At 57.1% G+C, this 16,107-nt stretch carries 15 protein-coding genes; 13 read left to right on the forward strand and 2 right to left on the reverse strand.

From position 1 onward, the window contains the following. Nucleotides 1–37 precede the first annotated feature (37 nt). The 6 genes from V1289_RS06815 (at nucleotide 38) to terL (ending at nucleotide 7,587) form a co-directional block, all read left to right on the forward strand. Nucleotides 38–871, forward strand: a complete 834-nt coding sequence (locus V1289_RS06815; protein WP_334396214.1) for an enoyl-CoA hydratase/isomerase family protein — start codon at nucleotides 38–40, stop codon at nucleotides 869–871. A 252-nt stretch (nucleotides 872–1,123) separates the two neighbouring features. Beyond that, a complete protein-coding gene (gene poxB / locus V1289_RS06820; protein ID WP_334396215.1) occupies nucleotides 1,124–2,860 on the forward strand; it encodes a ubiquinone-dependent pyruvate dehydrogenase in 1,737 nt (578 codons plus the stop codon). 500 nt (nucleotides 2,861–3,360) lie between these two features. After that, nucleotides 3,361–4,263 (forward strand): hypothetical protein, encoded by a 903-nt coding sequence (locus V1289_RS06825; protein ID WP_334396216.1) that lies wholly within the window; start codon nucleotides 3,361–3,363, stop codon nucleotides 4,261–4,263. A 78-nt stretch (nucleotides 4,264–4,341) separates the two neighbouring features. After that, nucleotides 4,342–5,709: a DNA modification methylase gene (locus tag V1289_RS06830; protein WP_334396217.1), complete on the forward strand. Its 1,368-nt coding sequence runs from the start codon at nucleotides 4,342–4,344 to the stop codon at nucleotides 5,707–5,709. Next, complete coding sequence (locus V1289_RS06835) at nucleotides 5,706–6,140, forward strand: DUF5681 domain-containing protein (protein ID WP_334396218.1); 435 nt, start codon at nucleotides 5,706–5,708, stop codon at nucleotides 6,138–6,140. Before V1289_RS06830 ends, V1289_RS06835 begins: the two co-directional genes overlap by 4 nt. Then, a complete protein-coding gene (gene terL / locus V1289_RS06840; RefSeq protein ID WP_334396219.1) occupies nucleotides 6,133–7,587 on the forward strand; it encodes a phage terminase large subunit in 1,455 nt (484 codons plus the stop codon). Before V1289_RS06835 ends, terL begins: the two co-directional genes overlap by 8 nt. A 159-nt stretch (nucleotides 7,588–7,746) precedes the next feature. On the opposite strand, the gene V1289_RS49545 is transcribed toward terL, so the two are convergent. Further along, complete coding sequence (locus V1289_RS49545) at nucleotides 7,747–8,115, reverse strand: hypothetical protein (protein ID WP_442896238.1); 369 nt, start codon at nucleotides 8,113–8,115, stop codon at nucleotides 7,747–7,749. Here V1289_RS49545 and V1289_RS49550 point away from each other — a divergent pair. From V1289_RS49550 to V1289_RS06860, 4 genes are all read left to right on the forward strand, one after another. After that, a complete protein-coding gene (locus V1289_RS49550; protein WP_442895963.1) occupies nucleotides 8,075–8,257 on the forward strand; it encodes a DUF3489 domain-containing protein in 183 nt (60 codons plus the stop codon). The genes V1289_RS49545 and V1289_RS49550 overlap by 41 nt on opposite strands. After that, nucleotides 8,254–8,745: a DUF2924 domain-containing protein gene (locus V1289_RS06850; RefSeq protein WP_334396221.1), complete on the forward strand. Its 492-nt coding sequence runs from the start codon at nucleotides 8,254–8,256 to the stop codon at nucleotides 8,743–8,745. Before V1289_RS49550 ends, V1289_RS06850 begins: the two co-directional genes overlap by 4 nt. Further along, the gene (locus V1289_RS06855) at nucleotides 8,735–10,282 is read left to right on the forward strand and encodes a recombinase family protein (RefSeq protein WP_334396222.1); all 1,548 of its coding nucleotides are present in this window, start codon (nucleotides 8,735–8,737) and stop codon (nucleotides 10,280–10,282) included. The genes V1289_RS06850 and V1289_RS06855 overlap by 11 nt, the downstream gene beginning before the upstream one ends. Before the next feature lie 168 nt (nucleotides 10,283–10,450). Then, nucleotides 10,451–10,714 carry a hypothetical protein gene (locus V1289_RS06860; protein WP_334396223.1) on the forward strand — a complete coding sequence of 88 codons (264 nt, stop codon included), beginning with the start codon at nucleotides 10,451–10,453 and terminating at the stop codon, nucleotides 10,712–10,714. A gap of 116 nt (nucleotides 10,715–10,830) precedes the next feature. Here V1289_RS06860 and V1289_RS06865 read toward each other — a convergent pair whose 3' ends face one another. Further along, complete coding sequence (locus tag V1289_RS06865) at nucleotides 10,831–12,141, reverse strand: DUF4238 domain-containing protein (RefSeq protein WP_334396224.1); 1,311 nt, start codon at nucleotides 12,139–12,141, stop codon at nucleotides 10,831–10,833. Between the two features lie 141 nt (nucleotides 12,142–12,282). Here V1289_RS06865 and V1289_RS06870 point away from each other — a divergent pair, with 141 nt between their 5' ends. The 3 genes from V1289_RS06870 (at nucleotide 12,283) to V1289_RS06880 (ending at nucleotide 15,950) form a co-directional block, all read left to right on the forward strand. Beyond that, entirely contained in the window at nucleotides 12,283–13,176 is an 894-nt protein-coding gene (locus V1289_RS06870) for a HEPN domain-containing protein (RefSeq protein ID WP_334396225.1), read from the forward strand. Between the two features lie 80 nt (nucleotides 13,177–13,256). Continuing rightward, complete coding sequence (locus V1289_RS06875; RefSeq protein ID WP_334396226.1) at nucleotides 13,257–14,744, forward strand: HEPN domain-containing protein; 1,488 nt, start codon at nucleotides 13,257–13,259, stop codon at nucleotides 14,742–14,744. 120 nt (nucleotides 14,745–14,864) lie between these two features. Continuing rightward, on the forward strand, nucleotides 14,865–15,950 hold the full coding sequence (locus V1289_RS06880; RefSeq protein WP_334396227.1) for an IS5 family transposase: 1,086 nt from the start codon (nucleotides 14,865–14,867) through the stop codon (nucleotides 15,948–15,950). Nucleotides 15,951–16,107 lie beyond the last annotated feature (157 nt).

Here is a 16,107-nt window from a genome sequence, read left to right on the forward strand (position 1 = left end):
CGGCCGTCTGGAACGGTCGCCAAATGGAGCTATTCCCATGCGATATTCTGATTACAAATGTTTCCGGTTCAGGTTTGATTCCGGCGTCGCATTCGTCAGCATCGATCACCCGCCGATAAATCTTCTTGACGAAGCTCTGTCGCAGGAATTCGACAAACTCGGCAGGGAACTCGAGGCCGATGAGAGCGTCCGGGTCGTGGTGTTGCAGAGCGAGCTCCCTGATTTCTTTATAGCCCACTCTGGTTTGGGCCGGGTTGGAGCCGCCTCCAAAATAGTATCCCATACGCGCAGCTTTCGTCTTACGCAGATGATCGGCGAGCGGTTCAGGAACATGCCCAAGGTAACCATCGCCAAAATCGAGGGACGGGCCCGGGGCGGAGGGAGTGAGATCGCGCTGGCCGTGGACATGTGTTTTGCTGCCGTTGGCAAAGCGATCTTCGGCCACCCAGAGGTGGCGGTTGGACTTGTTCCAGGCGGGGGCGCGACGCAAAGATTGCCAAGGCTTATCGGGCGGGGACGCGCCTTGGAGGTGCTCTTGGGTTGCAATGATCTCTCGGCGGAGCTGGCAGAACGTTACGGCTATATCAATCGAGCGTTGCCAGCGGACGAACTGACTCCTTTTGTCGAGAAACTGGCTCACCGCATCGCCTCATTTCCTATGCATGCCATCGCTCACGCCAAGGCGGCCGTGGATACTGGAGCATTTAGTTCCATGGCAGAGGGGCTTCTGGTGGAAGCCCATGAGTCCGATTTGAGTGTCGCGAGCGAGGTAACGCAAGCGCGCGTGACGGAAGCATTGAAGGCCGGCGCCGAAACTTATGAAGGCGAGCTGGAGATCGATTATTTATCGAGACTCTCCCCGATAAGATAAGCCCACGACTGCAGATTGCCATTTGGCGGAGTGCTTCAAAGTCTTCAGCCGTCGCTAGGGATGCCAGCGTGTCACGGTCGGACGTCAACCCACGTTGGCGCCAAGAATCCGCCGTGGTTCAGACGTCAGGATCAGTTGGTTGCGCTGCTTTCTGGTTCGGAATGCGAGAATAGTGCCAAATCATGCCGGCAAACCAATCGATAGCCGGATCCACAAGCTAATCGTTCAAGTCCGCATAGAAGGAAAATAGCTATGGCAAAGACAGTCGCTGATCAGTTTGCGGAAACTCTCGCTGCCGCTGGCGTCAAGCGGATCTATGGCATCGTCGGCGACAGCCTGAACGGATTGACCGATGCGATCCGCCGCCAGGGCAAGATCGAATGGGTACATGTGCGGCACGAAGAGGTCGCGGCCTTTGCGGCCGGCGCCGAAGCGCACTTGACCGGAGACCTCGCCGTCTGTGCCGGCAGCTGCGGACCCGGCAATCTGCACCTCATCAATGGCTTGTTCGATTGTCACCGGTCGCGCGCGCCGGTGCTCGCGATCGCGGCGCAGATCCCTTCGGCCGAACTCGGCGCCGGGTATTTCCAGGAAACCCATCCCGAGAATCTATTCAAGGAGTGCAGTCACTATTGTGAGCTGGTTTCGGGAGCCAACCAGATGCCCCGCGTTCTGGAGATCGCGATTCGGCAATCGGTGGGCAATCGCGGCGTCTCGGTCGTGGTCCTTCCGGGTGACGTCGCCCTTCAGCCCGCCGCAGATGCGCCGCTGCCGAAGGCCGCGGGCCTGCTGCCCAGCCGAGCCGTCGCGATGCCGGCGCGCGTCGATGTCGACCGGCTCGCGGCGCTTCTCAACGGCGAGGGCCGCGTGACCATGCTGTGCGGCTCGGGATGCGAGGGCTCGCATGATGAACTCCTCGCGCTCGCGGACCGTCTTAAAGCTCCCATCGTGCATGCGTTCCGGGGCAAGGAGCATGTCGAGTGGGACAATCCGTTTGACGTCGGCATGACCGGACTGATTGGTTTCTCTTCCGGCTACTACGCCATGCTCGACTGCGATATCCTGCTGATGCTCGGCACCGATTTTCCGTATCGCCAATTCTACCCCCACGGCGCGCGGGTGCGCATCGCGCAGGTGGATGTGCGGCCCGAACAGATCGGCCGCCGCGCGCCGGTCGATATCGGCGTGGTGGGCGACGTTCGGGCGACCATTGAAAGCGTGTTGCCACTCATCAAGAAGACGCGCGATGCCACCCATCTCGACCGAGCGACGGAACATTACCGCAAGGCACGCAAGGATCTCGATGGGCTCGCGGCCAGCAAACCCGGTCGCAAACCGATCCACCCACAGCAGGTCGCCAAAGCGATCAGCGATCAGGCTTCAGCGGACGCCATCTTCACCTGTGATGTCGGCCTACCCACGGTTTGGGCCGCGCGCTATCTGGCGATGAACGGCAAGCGGCGGCTGATCGGATCGTTCTGGCATGGGTCAATGGCCAATGCGATGCCGCACGCGATTGGCGCGCAGGCTGCGTTTCCGGGCCGGCAGGTAATCTCGCTGTCGGGCGACGGCGGTTTCACCATGCTGATGGGCGACTTTCTCAGCCTTGCTCAGCTCGGCCTGCCGGTAAAAGTCGTCGTGTTCAACAACAGCGCGCTCGGCTTCATCGAGATCGAGCAGAAATCCACCGGCTTTCTCGACTTCGGCACGGAGTTCAAGAACCCAAACTTTGCCGCCATGGCCGAAGCCTGCGGCGTGCGCGGGATCCGGCTTGAGGATCCCGCCGACGTCGACAAGGGCGTCGCTGCCGCACTTGCCCATGACGGACCGGTGCTGGTCGATGCGGTGGTGAGCCGGACGGTGCTGCCCATCCCGCCAGCAATCACGGCCGAAATGGCCAAAGGCTTCACGCTCTACATGGTGAAAGCCGTGTTCAACGGCCGCGGTGACGATCTCGTCGATCTCGCACGATCGAACCTGTGGGCGTGAAGGCACAGGAACAGCTTCTCCGTCGTCCCGGCAATCTTAATCGAGAGCTGAACTCTCGGCCGGACCGCCCGTTCCTTGCAAGGCTTAGGGCAGAGACTTCACGATGCACTGCTTGCGCTTACCGGCAGAGTGAACTCAAACGTCACCGTGGGGTCGGTTTGTCCGCCTCCAGCGTTCACTGCTTCGGAACCCAGGCATCTACGAGGTCGTGCAAACCTTCGTACCCTCGGCGAGCCGATCTGAAGCGACGCATTTTTGAGCGCTTTGAGCCAAGTAGCGTTCCATAACGGTCCATTCCGCGAATCTGATGAGGACAATCCGGTGCCTCAAACGAATTTGCGGCAACTGTTGACGAACCGGTAACCTGTTGGAGGTTGCTATGTTCGCACGTGATTCTGTCCCCTTCACCGCCAGAGGATCAGATGCCGAGACGAGTGAACATTGCGTGGGGCTGGTCTGGAATGGTCTGCGTCCGGGGCCATGGACAGACAACCAAGGAAATGGAGGCACGTCTCCTCACGTCGGCTCAACATAGCCGTGGTGATATCGGCGCTTTGTTCAGTGACAGCGAATTCGAACGCCTCATCGCTCATCTAAATCGTTCCGACGTTTCGCTTCTGAAACAGCCGTTGAGATCAAATCTCGATTTTGTCCGTGAACTCCTGGTTAAGAGCGTTCTTTTTGAATCTCAAAAACCACGTCGCAAAGCCATTCACGAGGCGCTTAAGATTGTCGGCAACCGGCTCCGATCTTTTTTAGCTGCGACCGCTGATTTGGATGAACCTACAATTCGGGATCTAGAATCGATCAAAATCCTCGGTGTTGGTCATGCGACAGCCTTTCAGGTATTTTTGTCGCTTCCCCTTGCGCTACGCGCGCTGGCGGCCAGTGCAAAATCGACAGCCCGCGCTAAAAAACCTCATGCAAACGGTCTACTTGTCTTCTCGTCGTCGGCTGACGGCCTTGCGGATGCTCTGCACTTCCTCGATTTCGCATCCCAAAGCGAGGTGCTTGGGGTTATGCCGTGGACGAGCGACTATCACCTGCGATCGTTGAAAGAGGTTGTCCATATCGCGCGAAGAGTTTTTGAGGCGACCGGGCTAGCGCTAGAGACCGGCAAGAAACGAGGTGGTCCAAAGCCTGTCGGCGAAATGAAGGAGGTGGTTGCCAGACTAGCCGAAATATTTGAGGCCTGTGGCGGCAAATTTACCCATACGCCCTACGTGAAAACTGAGTATGACGGCAAGCCGCAATCCAAGGCCGGCCAGTTCGTCCGAGACTTCCTAACAATTTGCGACCCTTCCATAAGACCGAAACAGGTCAGTCAGTGGATGGCCGGCCTCATTCATTCCCGAAACGCGCCTTCCCGGCGAAAGATGATGGCGAGGGAGACGATTCCCTAATTGTAAGACCCGTTCTCCTGGCCAAACTCAACACTGAGCGGAAAGAGTCCGTGAATCGTCGAAAGCCGGAGAGGAGCGATGACGTCGTCAACGAGCGCCCGCGGGAACGGGCATGCGGTTTCTCGGGACCTTAGTCCCACCTTGGTTCGGACAGACAAGCTAAAGGCGCTGGGCCGGGAAACTCGCCGGCACCCCCGCCGGCAGTTGGAGAAACTGGCGACGAGCCTGGACGAATTCGGGTTTGTTCTTCCCGTTATCGTGGACGGCGAGCAGCGTGTTGTGGCCGGCTGGGGCCTCGTTCTCGCGGCGCGGCAGCTGGGTCTGCCGCAAGTTCCCGCGGTCACCATTGCCGACCTCGACGACAGCAAGCTCCGACTTCTTCGACTAGCGCTGAACCGCCTCGGTGAAGATTCCAGTTGGGATACTGAAGCCCTGGCCCTTGAGTTCTCAGACGTCCTCGCGCTCGACCAAAACGTCGACCTTCAGATTAGCGGATTTGAAATGGGCGAAATCGACGCCCACCTCCTTGGAGCGGGAGACGAGGAAGACGAATTGCCACCGATCGAGGCAGGAGCGGCGGTCACGAGACCGGGTGACACCTGGATCCTGGGCGACCATCGGCTCCACTGCGGCAATGCACTGGACACCAAGAGCTTTGATTACCTGTTAGGTGACCAGCGCGCTTCGATGGTGTTCACCGATCCGCCTTATAATGTCGAAATCGACGGCCATGTTTCCGGACTTGGCAGAACAAGGCATTCCGAGTTCGCGATGGCGTCCGGAGAGATGTCCTCGACGGAATTCGAGGTGTTCCTGGCGACCGCCCTCGGGCATGCCTCGCGATATGCGCTTGATGGCTCCATCCACTTTGTCTGTATGGACTGGCGCCGGATCAAGGAACTACTGGCCGCCGCCACCCCGGTGTACGCAGAGATGAAAAACCTCTGCGTCTGGAACAAATCAAACGCAGGCATGGGATCGCTTTACCGCTCCAAACATGAGTTGGTTTTCGTGTTTAAGAAGGGGCATGCCGCCCACGTCAACAACATCCAGCTCGGCCGGTTTGGCAGGCATCGTCCGAATGTGTGGGACTATCCCAGTCAGAACGTTTGGGCCAACTCCGCAAAGGGCAAGCTTTCGATCCATCCAACCGTCAAGCCGGTCGCTCTGGTTGCCGATGCGATCCGCGACTGCTCCAACCAGAATGACGTCATCCTTGATCCGTTCGGGGGTGTCGGAACGACGTTGATCGCAGCGGAGCGAACCGAACGGTGCGCCAAGCTGATCGAGATCGATCCGCTCTATGTCGATGCGACGGTTCGCCGCTGGCAGCACCTGACCGGGAAAATCGCCGTCCATGCCGAGACTGCTCAGCCCTTCGGTGCGAGCGCGGACATTGGCGCATCGGCCGATGCCGGCCTCACTGAGGTTGGAGGCCGCCTATGAGAAGGAAAAAATCCAGCACCGGGACCGGCTATGGCAATCCACCAATTCACAGTCAATTCCAGCCTGGACAGTCCGGCAACCCGCGGGGCCGGCCCAAGGGCACATTGAACTTTGCGACCGATCTGAAGCGTACGCTCGAAGCTCCGATAACCCTGAACGACGGGGGCAAGACCAAACGCGTATCGACGCAGAAGGCGGTATTGCTCCGAATGAGGGAAAAAGCCCTTAAAGGCGATGCCCGTGCACTTGACCGCCTGCTGGAGTTTGCCCGCATCTTCAGCGTTGACCCGACCGAAACCACCACCAAGATCGTCTCGGCTGACGATCAAGCCATTTTGGACGCGTTTCGCGAAGAGCTTCTAGCAACCGCGAGAGCGGGTTCCACGGACACGTCCGACGAGGGCTCCACGACGAGGGAATCGAATGAATGACGCTCTCGCGGCACTGCTGCGGACTCACCTACGTTACTTCGTTCAAAAGGTATTCAACACTATCCTGCCAGGCACCGAATTTCTACCGAACTGGCACATCGATGCCATCGTTTACCAATTGATGCGTATCGATGCTGGAGAAAATCAACGCCTTCTTGTCAACCAGCCTCCCCGCTCCCTGAAATCGATCTGCGTCTCGATAGCCTACGTCGCCTGGTCGCTCGGTCATGATCCCAGCCGCCGTATCATCGTCGTCAGCTACTCCAATGATTTTGCAGCCGAACTACACCGCCAGTTTCGGATGGTGATCGATGCTCCCTGGTATCGCGCGCTGTTTCCCGGAATGCGCCCGGCAAAGGACACCGGTACGGAGTTAGTCACCACGGCTGGCGGGAGCCGGTATGCCACCTCCGTTGGCGGTACGTTGACCGGTCGTGGCGCCGATCTCATCATCATCGACGATCCCCTCAAGGCCGAGGACGCGATGTCGGAACCGGCGCGCAAGCGCGTGATCGACTGGTATGGCGGCTCACTCGTCTCGCGCCTCAACGACAAGGAGAAGGGCCCTATCGTCGTTGTAATGCAACGCCTGCATGAAGACGATCTCGCAGGTCATCTTCTGCAGCTAGAGGGATGGCACCATCTCGATCTCCCCGCGATTGAGCTCGAAGAGCGCGATATCCCGATTGGTCGCAACAAGCGATTCAGTCGCCGTACCGGTGATGTACTTCACGCGAAGCGGGAGGACAGAGCTGTTCTCGATCGGATCAAGGCGGAAATCGGAAGCCTGATGTTCTCCGCACAATACCAGCAGCGGCCGATCCCGCTGGAGGGCAATCTCATCAAGCGCGAGTGGTTTCGATTTTATGATCATCTACCTGCACCTGGCCCACGCGAGCATATCGCGCAAAGCTGGGATACCGCCGCCATGACCGGTCCGGAGAATGACTACTCAGTCTGCACCACCTGGCGGACCGTGAAGAAAGATTATTACCTGCTCGACGTGTTTCGGGGGCGCCAGAAATATCCGGACCTCAGGCGCACCGTCGCGAGCCTGGCCACACGGCACGGCGCGGAGACCGTCCTGATCGAGGACGCCGGACCCGGGATGGCGCTGCTGCAGGACCTTCGGCGCGATACGCCGAAGGGAATGCCCCCTCCGATTGGCATCAAGCCAGAGGGCAGCAAGGCCGATCGGATGGTAGCACAATCTTTCAAAATTGAAGCAGGACAGGTGTTCTTGCCGGCGAAGGCGGAATGGCTTGATGCTTTTTTGCTAGAATTACTGGCTTTTCCCCAGGGCAAACATGACGATCAGGTCGACAGCATCTCTCAGTTTTTGAAATGGGCCGCTGCCCGTGCGATGTACGATAACATTGAAATTTTTGCACCCATCTCCGTCGGCCGTCCTGACGAATATGATTACCCGGGCATGAGTAGATGGTGAGATCTACTCCGCGCCGCCCCTGAAATGCCAGTTATTGGGGGCTATCGATCACAAGGTGCTCGGCGAGCAGCGAACAACGTCACAAGATTGCTCAGGATCTGCTCGACTTCCGCGCCGGATGGAGCGTGTGTAGTGGCAGGTTAGCGGAGGCCAACGTGATCAAACCGCGATCTTGAGCACGGTTCCACGGCGTCCATATTGAACAGGTTGTCGCAAGCTTAAATTCTCCTGCTTGCCCCGCCCAATCGCGGGGCTCGTGTCAGTGGCCGCACTTGATGCTGTCATTGACATCAGGGAGAGCCAGATGGCCACCAGCAAATCAAAATCGAGAGCAGCAAAGCGCGGCACCAAACAACCGGGAACCATGAGGGCTTCGTCGGGGAAGCGAAGCGCCACCCAGTCGACAGCCGCATCCAAGACGGCCGCGCCCCAAAAGGCAGCGGTTAAGCTGACCAGCGCTTCGTCGAAGCAGGAAATCGTCCTTGGAATGCTCCGCCAACCGAAGGGCGCAACGATCGCCGCGATCATGAAAGCGACGGATTGGCAGCAGCATTCGGTGCGTGGCTTCTTTGCCGGCGTGGTCAAGAAGAAGCTTAAGCTGAACCTCGTTTCCGACAAGGTCGGCGACGAGCGAATCTACCGGATCGCAAAATCGGGCGCGGCCTCATGACATCGGGTCGGCAGCATATGAAGACGGCGTCCGATCCGGCAGTTGAGGCCGAATTGGATCGTTTGCCGGCGATGCCGATCGCGGATTTGCGGAATCGATACCGCGAGCTGTTCCGGACCGAACCGCCAAAAGCGTTCGGTCCGGATCTGCTGAGACGCAGCATCGCGCAACGGATCCAGGAAAAAGCCTACGGTGTTCTATCTCACTCGACGCGGCGCCTTCTAGATCAATTGGTGAAGGCTGCTAGGGCAAAACCCAACGGCCGGCTTGAGCTACCCCGGCGGATCAAGCCCGGCGCCGAACTGGTACGGACGTGGAAGGGCAAGACCCATCGCGTCATGGTGATGGCCGATGGCTTTGCCCATGACGGCAAAACCTTTGCCAGCCTTTCCGAGATCGCTTCGGAAATTACCGGCACCAAATGGAACGGGCTGCGGTTCTTTGGACTGCGATCAGCGCCCAAGCGGGAGGGTGCCGATGGCAAATGAAGCCAAGGTACTCCGCTGCGCCATCTACACCCGCAAATCCACCGAGCATGGCTTAGAGCTGGAGTTCAACTCGCTGGATGCCCAACGGGACGCCTGCGAGGCCTATATAAAGAGTCAGACCTCGCAGGGCTGGAAGGCCCTCCCCCAGCATTATGACGACCCCGCCTATTCCGGCGGCAACCTGGATCGGCCCGCCCTGAAAAAGCTGCTGGCCGATATCGAGGCCCACAGGATCGACGTGGTAGTCGTCTACAAGATCGACCGCCTCACCCGCTCGCTCGCCGATTTCGCCAAGCTAGTCGAAGCTTTTGACGCCCGATCAATCTCGTTCGTGGCCGTCACCCAGCAGTTCAATACTACGACGTCGATGGGGCGCTTGACTCTGAACGTACTGCTGTCCTTTGCCCAGTTCGAGCGGGAGCTGTCGTCCGAACGGGTGCGGGACAAAATCGCGGCTTCACGACGTAAGGGCAAATGGACCGGCGGCACGGTCCCGATCGGCTACGACGCCAGGGAGAAGAAGCTCGTGATCAACAAGGCCGAGGCCGAGACCGTCCAAACCATCTTCCAGCTCTACCTAAAACTAAAGTCCTTCAGCAAGTTGGTGGCCGAACTCGATCGCAGGGGCATCGCCACCAAACGGCGCAGCACTAAGGTCGCCAAGTACCAGGGCGGCATTCCCTTTACCTATGGTCCCCTCGCCTATTTCCTGAAGAACCGCGTCTATCTCGGCGAGATCCATCACGACGGCAAATGGTTCGAGGCCGAGCACGAAGCCATCGTCGACCGCGCGACCTTCGATCGGGTTCAGCAACTCCTCGCCACCAAGTCCAACGGCCGGAAGGCAAAACGATCCGAAAGCGGCGCCCTGCTCTTGGGCAAGCTCTACGACGACCGGGGAAACCGCATGAGCCCGAGTTTTTCCAGCAAAAACGGCGTGCGTTATCGCTTCTACGTCAGCTCGGCGCTGCTGCGCGGGCGGAAAGCAACAGCGGGCTCGGTAGGACGCGTCCCAGCCGCAGAGATAGAGAGCGCCGTTCTTGCTGCCCTTAAAACCCATCAAGGGCGGACAGAATCCGATACTGCGCCTGACCTCATTAAAATGCTTGAGCGCGTCGTCGTTGCCCGCGACCGGCTGTTGGTAACAATCTCTGGCCCTGATGGCCCCACCGATGTGAACGGGACCAGCGTGCAAATAAGAATCGCCTGGTCGCAAAAAACAAAGGATACGGCAACCGCAATGGACAACGAGGATGCGCAGGAGACCAAGCATAACGAAAGCTTGGTCCGATCTATCGTCCGTGCTCAGGCCTGGGTCCAATCGCTTCAGGACGGAGCGTTTGAGTCCATCGAAGCGCTCGCCGAGGCGAACCGCCTGCATCCAAAAGTCGTTCGCCACGCCCTCAGGCTCGCGTTTCTTTCGCCCGACGTTGCGTCAGCAATTTTAGAGGGCAAGCAACCGGCTAGACTCTCATTGGCACGCATCCCGAAGCTTCTTCCTTTGGCGTGGACCGAACATCGGTCCCTACTCGTCTGACGGTTCGGTTTTTTTGAGAGCGCTCGTTTTGGCAGTTGCTCCAGTCGTCAGCAAAGGCGCCAAGGTAATTAGCAACTATGCTATCGGCTCTTCCCGCAACTGTTGCGGCTTCTGCGCCTATCGAACTTGGGAGCTGCATTCTCGATTTTTTCTAACTGGAGGACACCAATGTCTGAAAACTATTCAGTCGAAATATTTAGGCAAACTGGCGAAACATTTCGCTCGATTCACCTCAGCGTCGATCCAGACGGATCGGTCAAATTAGACGCCAAAGACATGGGTACAGTTGTTGAACGAATATGGGGCGATGACGATTACGAATTCTGGACTCCCCAAATTGGTGTTAACTTCACGCCTGCGCCCACGGCACGTCGTGCCCAAGCCTGCTCAGGCGACGTCGGAGTTGAACACAAATGGCAAAGTTGGGTTTAGCAAGTTAGCGGCATGAACTCCCCCTCGAACCAAGCGTCCTCATCCGAACATGGGGTGCAGTGAAAATAGGTGCTCATTATAAGAAGTTCAGCCTGTTAACTGACGGGCTCTCGCAGTCAACGTCGTGGCACGCCGGACACAAGCGATGAAACCGGTTCCGAATTGAGCCCCCATAGCGGCAGCTCGACCGTACTCGGCGCATTACGCCTCGACAGGTGCGTTTTGATCGTCGGCCTTGGGTCAATGCGATCGGCGATGCTGATACCAATTACCGAAGTCTCTGCGTAGTTACACGTAGCCGCATTCACCGCGATCGTGTCGGCGTCGGTCAATACATGCTGGCGTGGAATAATCATCCTTGGTTCACCCTCAAGTTCTGGACCCGCGATGAAACATCGCGTGGGCGTCAGAGGATAAAGCAGACGCCAAGAATCCCCTGTGGGTCTACCGCTAATCACCACGGGATTCTCGCCCTTCAGAAAAGTAAGGCCATCCGCCGCAGACGCCACTGCCCATGCACGCCGCGTGATTTGTTTGTAATAGGCCGCATAGAGATCATTGTTTGTGAACAACGTCTCGTAAACTTGTCCGAGATGCGCCGGAGTTGTCGGATAATTGAAACCCGTGCTCTCGATCCAAGCTTTCTGATAGCGCAATATCGAGCGCATGAACCGCGGAGTTCGAATGAGTTGAGCGATTAGAAACGCGATCCAGCGACGAGTTTCCATCGCGTCAAGCGGTACGATATCGACGAGCTTCTGGTACGGTCGGCGCGCGTCGCCTTCGATCAACCCAAGAAGATGCTCCAGACCTTGCGTATAGAGTGACGGAGCCGCGCCCCACAGCTTTGCTGTGGTTGCTTCCGCTTTTACTTCGCCGTCGGCACCGATCTTGTAGACCGTAAATTTGCCCGACTTTGCGCTAGCCCATTGTTTGGTAGTCGATTGCGGCACGTAGTGCATGTGTTTACGAAAGACGGATTTGGCTGGCTTGACAAGCTTCGAGCGTTTTGCCGCTTGGCCGGGCATTTCTACAAGCGGCCGCCGTTTGCGCCATTTGGCCAAGAGCGGCTTCCAGACGCCGTCTGCCATGTTACGGGCAGTCGCATCAATCTTGGCCTGTTCCTCTTTCGTCTCCAACAGCGCGGCCTCGTCATCAGGATCGTGCTCGCTGAGCGCTTTCTGCTTCGCTTTCTCGTCCAAGATACGTCCACTGAGAAAGAGCAGCAGCCTGCTCAGCTCAAACGCCGCTTCGGCTCGTTGATCGATATGTAGGGACGCGCCCATTTCGGCTTCACAAATATCAAACATGCGCGCGACAATGCGGCCCTGTAGAGCTGACCATACGCTCGCGAGGCGGTAAGCCGTCACCCGGTCAAGGGCTGGGCAGCGCCGGACCAGTTCAGAGAAAATGAGGTCGTCCTTCATATGATGCATGTGTGCACTGGAGCTGGCGTATCGACCACTGGTTTGTTCCCCCCGTGGCCCCTATAGATTGCGCGCCAATAGACCGAGTTGTCCAATATTCGCCGAGTGACTTTGGACTCTCATCAGACGTTTGGAGCTGCCATGCCGATACCCTACGATGAGCATTATGCCGAAAAGCACAGTATCGTCAAAGAACTCTTTATCGCCACAGCAGACGACAACTATATTGCCGCGAGATGGTGCTTCCAAAAAGGCCTAAACGTCGATTTCTTCTGGCTGGCCGTCCATTGTGTCGAGAAGTATCTCAAAGCATCGCTCCTTCTGAATGGAAAAAGTGTAAGGAAGTTTGGCCACGACATCGTTGAGCTATTCCCTGCCGTAAGAGCGTTGGCGCCTGAACTACTACCCAGCATTCTTACGAAGCCGAAGGAGATACCAGATCCGTATTGGCACGCTGAGACAACCGACAAATTCGTTGAACGGCTGTATCGCGATGGCCAGGCCAACAACCGATATCAGCTGTACGGATATTCCCGTCATGCTGAGGATCTGTTGAAGCTCGATCAACTCGTATTTCACATTCGCAAGCTGTGCCAGCCGCTTGAGGTTCATTTCCTCGGAGATAAGCACGAAGGCGTTCCAGACCAATCGAGGCGAGAAAGGATGTTGAGGGATTACCCTTCCTCTTCGAACCTGAGTTGCAAGCTGGAAGAGACTCTGGATGGAAAATGCGACGCCGCTCTACGTCACGCACTGTCAAATTGGAATTTTCCGTTTGTAGGAGATAATTACCCGCATGATGAAATGACCTATACTTACGCCTCGCAAAATCCAGTTCTTGTTCGACGCCTGTACGATCCCTTGGAGGCGGGGCCGGCGCATTTTCGGGAAGCAGATGAACTGTGGAGCTGGGTAAAGGACAACATCTTCCTTCCGAAAGAGTTGATTGCCGAGATTGAACGCGAGCGCGCCGCTCTTAAAGCTAAGGCGAGCGGCAAAAAGTCGGGACGCGATCGTGAATTGGGCGGACCGTAATTCAGTGCGTGGTTCAAGCACAAGCAGCCAAATCAAGCTGCGGGTAAAAACTGAAGTTCATGGATTGGTTAGAGATGCCAATGGACGATTTTCGAAGTAATCCACGTCATGGGCGCTGGTGGGATATCAATGAGCCCAAGAAAAAATTTAACGGCACCCTGAAAGTTGACGAGGATGACTGCGCCGAACTCGTCATCCGCGGCAAGGAAAGCAATTTTGTGCTCTCGGATAGACCGGCAGACCTAACAACACTCTGGGGACACCTCACAAGCGAGCCCATGCGCAGCGTGTCCGTTTTTGGTGCACGACCCACCCGCGGCCCGAGCAAGACGTATCCGCCGAAAAAAGAGAGAGAAACGGAGGTCGCATTTTCCGCTAGTTATGTTCTCAGCGGAGCGCACGTTGAAACCCTGAAAGATCCGTTCATCGACCGCGTCCTATTTGGCTTAAGTGGCCTGGAAGAATGGTGCAACGCTGCCGGCTTCTCGGGAAAAGTTGACAGACCGCAAGTTTCTCCGCCTCCGCCGAAAGGCAACTTGGCCAGCGTGTCCGTCAATATCTCCTTTCAAGCCAGCAGCACGCCTTTTTTTGACATCGGCGGCGGACGGCGGTTGCGATTATTATCGCTGTATCGGGGTCCTGAGTATTTTGGCCATGAGAAACAATTCGAACTGAAGGAGAAGAATAAAATTGAGATTGTCTTTCCGAAACGGGTGTCGATTGAACAAGCTCTCGAGGAGGTTCGCATATGGCAAACATTCATCTCGTTCGGGCTTCGGATACCCACTTTTCTAGAAGACATCGTCATTGTTAAAAAGCGGGGCAAGCTATTTCAACAAATGAGTCTGTTTGTCCCCGAACGCAAATGGGAAGTGCCGAGGAGAAGACCGTATCACCGCCTCGGATTGTTTAATCAATCCAAATTGGGTCCAAACATTGGACTACGGTTAAAGGAGTGGCGGGAAAGGCAGGACACCATTGACATGACCGTGCTGCTCTTTCGCGGCGCGCGTTATCTCAATGACGTTTACATCCACACGAACACGCTGACCTACTTGCAGGCGCTCGAAGTTTTCCACAGACAAATGTATAAGGGCGATAAGTTTCCGAATGCTGCTACGAGAAAAACCACGCTCAAAGCGCTTCGAAAGGCAATTCCGAAGGATCTAGACGAGACGCTGCAACGCGAACTCGAGGTGGGACTGAGTTTTGTGGGAAGCCCCTCACTTTTGGAGCGTTTGAAGTGCTTATTTCATAGATATCCCACCTGCCTTAAACCGCTTTTCCCGGGCGGGGACGAAGATATGGCGTTGCTCAAAAACGCACGAAATTTTTTGACGCACTATGGCGACATAGGAGGCTTGACGAAGGAGTTCATGTCTTCGCGTGAGGTTTTTGTGCTGGGGGAAAAAGCACGGCTGTTTTTGGAAGTATGCCTATTAGGTGTAATGGGCATGACAGATGACGAAATCGTGGCCCTGCTCAAGGACTTCGAGCCTTATGTCGATTGGTGCCGAGAAACGAAACTTGAACCATCTGACGCGAAGGTTGCGGCACGCGCCGGGTGAGTCCTTTTTCGTCGATCGAATGTTATGGAACTTTAGGCATTAGCAGTTTGCTGAAAAACCCTCTCGCCACGATGTGGACTCGGTGATTCACTTTATCACCTCGAATCGCTGGAGACGAGCATGCGTGGCAGGTTTGCGGATCAGGGCGGCTTGTTTTCGTACGTCTCGCCGGAGGCGCGGGTGCCCGCGAGCCATCCGCTGCGGAGTATCCGGGCGCTGGTGCGGGATGTATTGGGCGATTTGAGCCGCAGCTTGGGGAAGCTTTATGCGAGCGAAGGGCGTCCCTCGATCCCTCCGGAGCAATTGTTGAGCGCCTTGCTGTTGCAGGTGTTCTACGGCATTCGGTCGGAACGCCAGTTGATGGAGCAACTGGACTACAATCTTTTGTACCGCTGGTTCGTGGGGCTTTCGCCCGACGACCCGGTCTGGGACCCGACCAGTTTCACCAAGAACCGCGATCGGCTGCAGAACGGCGAGGTGTTTGCAAAGTTCATGGCCAGGCTTCTGAACCATCCGCAGGTCAAGCCACTGTTGTCGGACGAGCATTTTTCGGTGGATGGAACGCTGATCGAAGCCTGGGCTTCACAGAAGAGCTTTCGTCCCAAGGACGGGAGCGGTGCCGATGACGACGGCACGAACTTCCATGGCCAAAAGCGCAAGAACGACACCCATGCGAGTACCAGCGACCCCGACAGCAGGCTTTATCGCAAGGCGGCAGGGCGGGAGGCGAAGCTTTGCTATATGGGCCACGCCACCATGGAGAACCGGCATGGCCTGGCGGTGGCCGGCATGGTCACGCACGCCAATGGCACCGCCGAACGCCGAGCCTCGGAGGTCATGCTGAAGGCCAGGAGCAAGGCCGCCGGCCATCGGATCACGGTCGGTGAGGACAAGGCCTACGATACGGCCGATCATGTGGCCAATCTTCGCGCCATCAACGTGACACCGCACGTGACACAAAACAACGCCGTCACCAAAACCGGCAAGACCCGCAACAGCGCCATCGACGAACGAACCACGCGGCATCCGGGCTATGGCATGTCGCAATCACGCCGGGCGATGGCCGAGTGCATCTTCGGTTGGGGCAAGCAGCACGGGACCATGCGCAAGACCAAACATCGCGGCATCGGTCGCGTCGCCGCCGATTTCCTGCTCAATCTGATCGCCTACAACCTGATCCGCATTCCCAAACTGATCGCTGCGTAGCAGTGCCGGGCGCCAAGACCGCGCTCACATGAACAAAATTGCCCCAAGCCACTGAACACCGCACCTGAAACTTGATCGGCGGCACACCGCAAGACAAAGAAAACTCAAATTTCCAGGTTTTTCAGCGGACTGTTAGGGCCGAGGAGCGATCAATCCG

It is taken from the genome of Bradyrhizobium sp. AZCC 2289 (assembly GCF_036924615.1).
In the GTDB taxonomy this organism is placed as follows: Bacteria; Pseudomonadota; Alphaproteobacteria; order Rhizobiales; family Xanthobacteraceae; genus Bradyrhizobium.

Bases quoted from the DNA above. Each gene is read 5' to 3' on its own strand.
- V1289_RS06865 (WP_334396224.1), bottom strand. From the start codon at position 12,141: ATGAAGGACGACCTCATTTTCTCTGAACTGGTCCGGCGCTGCCCAGCC.
- terL (WP_334396219.1), top strand. From the start codon at position 6,133: ATGAATGACGCTCTCGCGGCACTGCTGCGGACTCACCTACGTTACTTC.
- V1289_RS49545 (WP_442896238.1), bottom strand. From the start codon at position 8,115: ATGATCGCGGCGATCGTTGCGCCCTTCGGTTGGCGGAGCATTCCAAGG.
- V1289_RS06875 (WP_334396226.1), top strand. From the start codon at position 13,257: ATGGACGATTTTCGAAGTAATCCACGTCATGGGCGCTGGTGGGATATC.
- V1289_RS06880 (WP_334396227.1), top strand. From the start codon at position 14,865: ATGCGTGGCAGGTTTGCGGATCAGGGCGGCTTGTTTTCGTACGTCTCG.
- V1289_RS06815 (WP_334396214.1), top strand. From the start codon at position 38: ATGCGATATTCTGATTACAAATGTTTCCGGTTCAGGTTTGATTCCGGC.
- V1289_RS06855 (WP_334396222.1), top strand. From the start codon at position 8,735: ATGGCAAATGAAGCCAAGGTACTCCGCTGCGCCATCTACACCCGCAAA.
- V1289_RS06850 (WP_334396221.1), top strand. From the start codon at position 8,254: ATGACATCGGGTCGGCAGCATATGAAGACGGCGTCCGATCCGGCAGTT.
- poxB (WP_334396215.1), top strand. From the start codon at position 1,124: ATGGCAAAGACAGTCGCTGATCAGTTTGCGGAAACTCTCGCTGCCGCT.
- V1289_RS06835 (WP_334396218.1), top strand. From the start codon at position 5,706: ATGAGAAGGAAAAAATCCAGCACCGGGACCGGCTATGGCAATCCACCA.
- V1289_RS06860 (WP_334396223.1), top strand. From the start codon at position 10,451: ATGTCTGAAAACTATTCAGTCGAAATATTTAGGCAAACTGGCGAAACA.
- V1289_RS06870 (WP_334396225.1), top strand. From the start codon at position 12,283: ATGCCGATACCCTACGATGAGCATTATGCCGAAAAGCACAGTATCGTC.
- V1289_RS49550 (WP_442895963.1), top strand. From the start codon at position 8,075: ATGCTCCGCCAACCGAAGGGCGCAACGATCGCCGCGATCATGAAAGCG.
- V1289_RS06825 (WP_334396216.1), top strand. From the start codon at position 3,361: ATGGAGGCACGTCTCCTCACGTCGGCTCAACATAGCCGTGGTGATATC.
- V1289_RS06830 (WP_334396217.1), top strand. From the start codon at position 4,342: ATGACGTCGTCAACGAGCGCCCGCGGGAACGGGCATGCGGTTTCTCGG.